The 4,224-nt window shown below is 59.9% G+C and carries 5 protein-coding genes; 2 read left to right on the top strand and 3 right to left on the bottom strand.

Annotation, left to right across the window (positions count from 1 at the left end; translation table 11 throughout):
• The first annotated feature begins 226 nt into the window (after window positions 1–226).
• On the top strand, window positions 227–829 hold the full coding sequence (ruvA, locus tag WBM93_RS11735; RefSeq protein WP_424432052.1) for a Holliday junction branch migration protein RuvA: 603 nt from the start codon (window positions 227–229) through the stop codon (window positions 827–829).
• Between the two features lie 140 nt (window positions 830–969).
• Here ruvA and WBM93_RS11730 read toward each other — a convergent pair whose 3' ends face one another.
• On the bottom strand, window positions 970–1,284 hold the full coding sequence (locus WBM93_RS11730; RefSeq protein WP_424432051.1) for a GIY-YIG nuclease family protein: 315 nt from the start codon (window positions 1,282–1,284) through the stop codon (window positions 970–972).
• Window positions 1,285–1,345: 61 nt separating this feature from the next.
• Between WBM93_RS11730 and ruvB the strand changes: the two genes are divergently transcribed.
• Window positions 1,346–2,377, top strand: coding sequence for a Holliday junction branch migration DNA helicase RuvB (gene ruvB, locus WBM93_RS11725; protein WP_424432050.1), 1,032 nt, complete (start codon window positions 1,346–1,348; stop codon window positions 2,375–2,377).
• 81 nt (window positions 2,378–2,458) lie between these two features.
• Here ruvB and WBM93_RS11720 read toward each other — a convergent pair whose 3' ends face one another.
• Both WBM93_RS11720 and WBM93_RS11715 read right to left on the bottom strand, forming a co-directional pair.
• On the bottom strand, window positions 2,459–3,919 hold the full coding sequence (locus WBM93_RS11720) for a carotenoid oxygenase family protein (RefSeq protein WP_424432049.1): 1,461 nt from the start codon (window positions 3,917–3,919) through the stop codon (window positions 2,459–2,461).
• Window positions 3,919–4,224, bottom strand: a 306-nt coding sequence (locus WBM93_RS11715) for a DapH/DapD/GlmU-related protein (protein WP_424432048.1), incomplete at its 5' end; no start/stop codon positions are given. The genes WBM93_RS11720 and WBM93_RS11715, both read right to left, overlap by 1 nt.

The following is a 4,224-nucleotide window of genomic DNA, read 5'->3' as shown; positions in this document are numbered from 1 at the left end:
TTAGTCCTGAGCTTGTCGAAGGACAGCTCCCGGTCGATGGGTGCACTTCGACAGGCTCAGTGCGAACGGATTTTCTCGCACGAAGACACAAAGCCACGAAGACAAGCCTTTGGCACCATTCGCTTAGTGCCTCCGTGTCTTCGTGCGAGACCATGTTTTGATGCCCGCTGGCGCGGGGTTGAGAAAGAAGGCTGGATTGCCGAGCAAGTTAGTCTAAAACAACGATATGATCGCAAAACTCACCGGAACCATCGACGAAATCGGCACCGACAATATCGTGCTCGATGTGCAGGGCGTCGGCTATCTGGTGTTTTGCTCGTCGCGGACCATCGGTGCGATTGGCGGGGTCGGGGATGGCGCGACCATCTATACCGAGATGCAGGTCAGCGAGACCGATATGCGGCTGATGGGCTTTGCCAGCGGCTCGGAGCGCGACTGGTTCCGGTTGCTGATCTCGGTGCAGGGCGTCGGCGGCAAGGTGGCGCTGGCGATCTTGTCGGCGCTCGAACCGGGCGAGATTTCGCGGGCCGTGGCGATGGGTGACAAGGCGATGGTTTCGCGCGCGAACGGGGTTGGCCCAAAACTGGCGCTGCGGATTGTCAATGAATTGAAAGACAAGGTCGGCGGGATTGCGGTTGATCCGATTGCTGGCGGCGGCGCGGTGCACGCGCCCTCGAGCAACAGCGACGATGCGGTGAGCGCGCTGCAGAATCTGGGCTTCAAACCGGCGGATGCCAGTGCGGCGGTGGCTGCGGCGGATGCCGAGGCGGGGGATGGGGCGACACTGGATGCGTTGGTCCGGTTGGCGTTGAAGAAGGCGGCGCGGTGATGAACGGCTTGCATCGGCCGCTTCATGAGCGTTCTTTCCGTCACCCTGAACTTGTTTCAGGGTCCATTTTTCGGCGCTCACAGGCTGTGATTGGGGCGCGGTGGATGCTGAAACTAGTTCAGCATGACGTTGGCGGGGCGTCAGTCGATTATTTGAGGCAACCCCAAGTTGACCGCCAGATCAACCCATTGCGGATTTTCCGATTCAATCAGATTGATCTTCCAGCCTCGGTGCCAGTTCTTCAGTTGCCTCTCTCGCGTGATCGCGCTGGTCATGTCGTCGAACATTTCGAAACGGACAAGGCGATATACCGCATATTTGGACGTAAATCCGGGCGTCATCTGGTTGCGGTGCTGGTTAAGGCGCTGGATCAGGTTCGACGTCACGCCGATGTACAGCGTGCCGTAGGGCTGGCTGGCGAGTATGTAGACGCAGGGTTGTTTCGTTTGTCGCACGGGCGGTATATGGGCGCACCATGGGCCCTGAAACAAGTTCAGGGTGACGGTTTGGGGGGTATTGGCCGTTACTGATAATCCGCATCTTACGCCGCAGCGGCAACCGGAAGACATCGACGCCGCCCTGCGTCCGAAAACGCTTGACGAATTTATCGGGCAGGAAGCGGCGCGCGGCAATCTTCGGGTATTTATCGAGGCGGCCAAGGGGCGTAGCGAGGCGCTGGATCATGTGCTGTTCTTTGGGCCTCCCGGCTTGGGCAAGACCACGCTGGCGCAGATCATTGCGAGGGAGCTAGGCGTTGGCTTTCGCGCTACTTCGGGGCCGGTGATTGCCAAGTCCGGTGATCTCGCGGCGCTGCTGACGAACCTGGAAGAAGGCGATGTCCTGTTTATCGACGAAATCCACCGGCTCAATCCGGTGGTCGAGGAAGTGCTCTATCCGGCGATGGAGGACCGCGCGCTTGATCTCATCATCGGCGAAGGCCCTTCGGCGCGCAGCGTGCGGATCGATCTGCCCGCTTTCACCCTCATTGGGGCGACCACGCGCCAGGGACTGCTGACGACGCCTTTGCGCGACCGGTTCGGCATTCCGGTGCGGCTCAACTTCTATTCGACCGAGGAACTGGAGAAAGTTGTCCACCGCGCGGCACGGCTGCTCGGTCTTGAGATTGCGCCCGATGGTGCCACTGAGGTCGCACGCCGCGCCAGAGGGACGCCGCGGATCGCCGGACGCCTGCTCCGCCGGGTGCGGGATTTTGCCAATGTCGCGGGGACCGTGATTGTCGACCGGAAAGTGGCTGATGCATCGCTGACCCGGCTCGAGGTCGATCATATCGGTCTCGACGCGATGGATCGGCGTTATCTCCATATGATCGCGGATATTTACAAGGGCGGTCCGGTCGGCGTGGAAACGCTTGCGGCGGGCTTGTCGGAACCGCGTGATACGATTGAAGAAGTGATCGAGCCTTATCTGATTCAGCTCGGCCTGATTGCGCGAACGGCGCGGGGGCGCGCGCTCAATGATCGCGGGTGGAAGCATCTCGGGTTGAACCCTCCTGCGGGGAAAGCGAGCGACGGAGAGTTGTTTGATTGACGTGCTCCGCACTTGATGCGGAGCTCTGGATATCGAGAATTGTGCTAGCGGATAAAGCTCCGCATCAAGTGCGGAGCACCGCTATTGCCCGATCTGCTCCGCCGAAGCCCAGGTCGCGTGGGTGCCGCTGCTAATCCGGTGCGGCAATATGATCGTGCAGACCGGGCCCGCCGAAATATTCCGCGCATCGATGATGATACATTCCGACCGGTCCAGCGCCATGTCGGTGATGAAGCTGATCAGATAGCCGTCATCCTCTGACCGCGGGTTGGCGCGCGGGATGAAGGGCGCTTCCGAACCGAAACGATGCTCGCCAAAACCATAATGTTCGGCCTTGCCGGTCTCCAGATCATGTTTGGTCAGGCCGGTGAACAGGAACCAGCCTGGCTCCCCGGTCACGCTATAGACATAGCGATAGGGCTGGCCCGCATATTGTTCGTTGATCATCCCGAATTCGACCGGATAATCGTCGAACAGGGTCTCTTCATTTGTCTCGCCGGTCTTCAGATTGAACCGCCAGCGGTGAAGCTCCGGCTTGAAGCTGTGCAGGTCGATGCTCGCGCCCATGCTTTCATAGCCGGCCGGGAAATCGGTCAGCGGCGGCGGTACCGGATCATTCTGGAAATAGCCGTCGAGCACGATCTCGTCGCCATCCTCGAAAGCATTGGCCCAGTGGAGGACATAGGTCGGCTTGGCTTCAAACCATTTTATCTCTTCAGGCTGGCCCATGCGCGGCAGGATGCCGAAACGGGTTGGCATGTCCGGATGATAGGCGGGGATTCGCAGGCCGCGGTCGAGCAGATCTTCTTTCCAGTAGAGCGGGCAGTCGTTGAAAATCGCGAAATTTGCGGTGAACGCCATATCATGGGGCAGCCGCGGACCTGGCAGTGCAATTGGTATGAAATGCTTGAGCTGGTTATCCGGCCCGACCACTCCATAATGGAGATAAGGCGGCTTGGTCGAATAGTTGAAAAACAGTAACTCGCCGGTGGCCTCATCAACTTTCGGATGCGCGGAAATACCATCTTCCGGTACCCAGTCCGCCTTGCCCAGCGTTTCCAGCGTGTCCGGATCAAGTCTATAGCCTTCGCCGCATTGGTAGAAGGTCGAGAGGATCGCGCCGGCATGGACCACGACATCGGTCGAGCTGCTGTCCTTGACGCTGCCGTGCGCGCCCCAGCCGGGTCTTTTGCTTTCGGACGGATTGCCCATGATGCCGATCCACAAAGGCCCGCCTTCTGCCTGTTCGGCCTCAAATCCCTCGGTCCGGACAAAGCGGTTGCGATAGGTCGCCTTGCCGTTCTGCAAGCGGATCGTGTGGATCATCCCGTCGCCGTCAAAGGGATGATAGCGGCCGATGCTGTCGTGCACTGGGTTTTCCGTGTTGCGGACATAGAGGCCGTCGATATCGGCCGGAATGTCGCCGATCACTTCCAGATCGTCGCTGTCCAGTTCTTCGAAAACCGGGGTCCAGGCGCCATTGCGATAGGGGTGGTCATTGGGCTCCAGCGTCACCTTCACCTGATCCACCCGGGTTGCCATCAGTCGCGCAGCAATTCGTTGATGCCGGTCTTGGACCGGGTCTGCGCGTCGACGGTCTTGACGATCACGGCGCAATAGAGCGCTGGTCCCGGCATGCCGTCGATATTGACCTTGGGCGGCAAGGTCCCCGGCACCACCACCGCATAGGGCGGCACTTCGCCGATCCAGATCTTTCCGGTGATTCGGTCGATGATCTTGGTTGATGCGCCGAGATAGACACCCATGGAGAGCACCGCGCCTTCGCCGACGCGTACGCCTTCAGCGACTTCGGCGCGGGCGCCAATAAACGCGCCGTCCTCGATAAT

The organism is Parasphingorhabdus sp., from assembly GCF_049667325.1.
In the GTDB taxonomy this organism is placed as follows: domain Bacteria; phylum Pseudomonadota; class Alphaproteobacteria; order Sphingomonadales; family Sphingomonadaceae; genus Parasphingorhabdus.
Note: the sequence above shows the minus strand (reverse complement) of the source record. Positions and strands in the feature narration are given on the sequence as shown.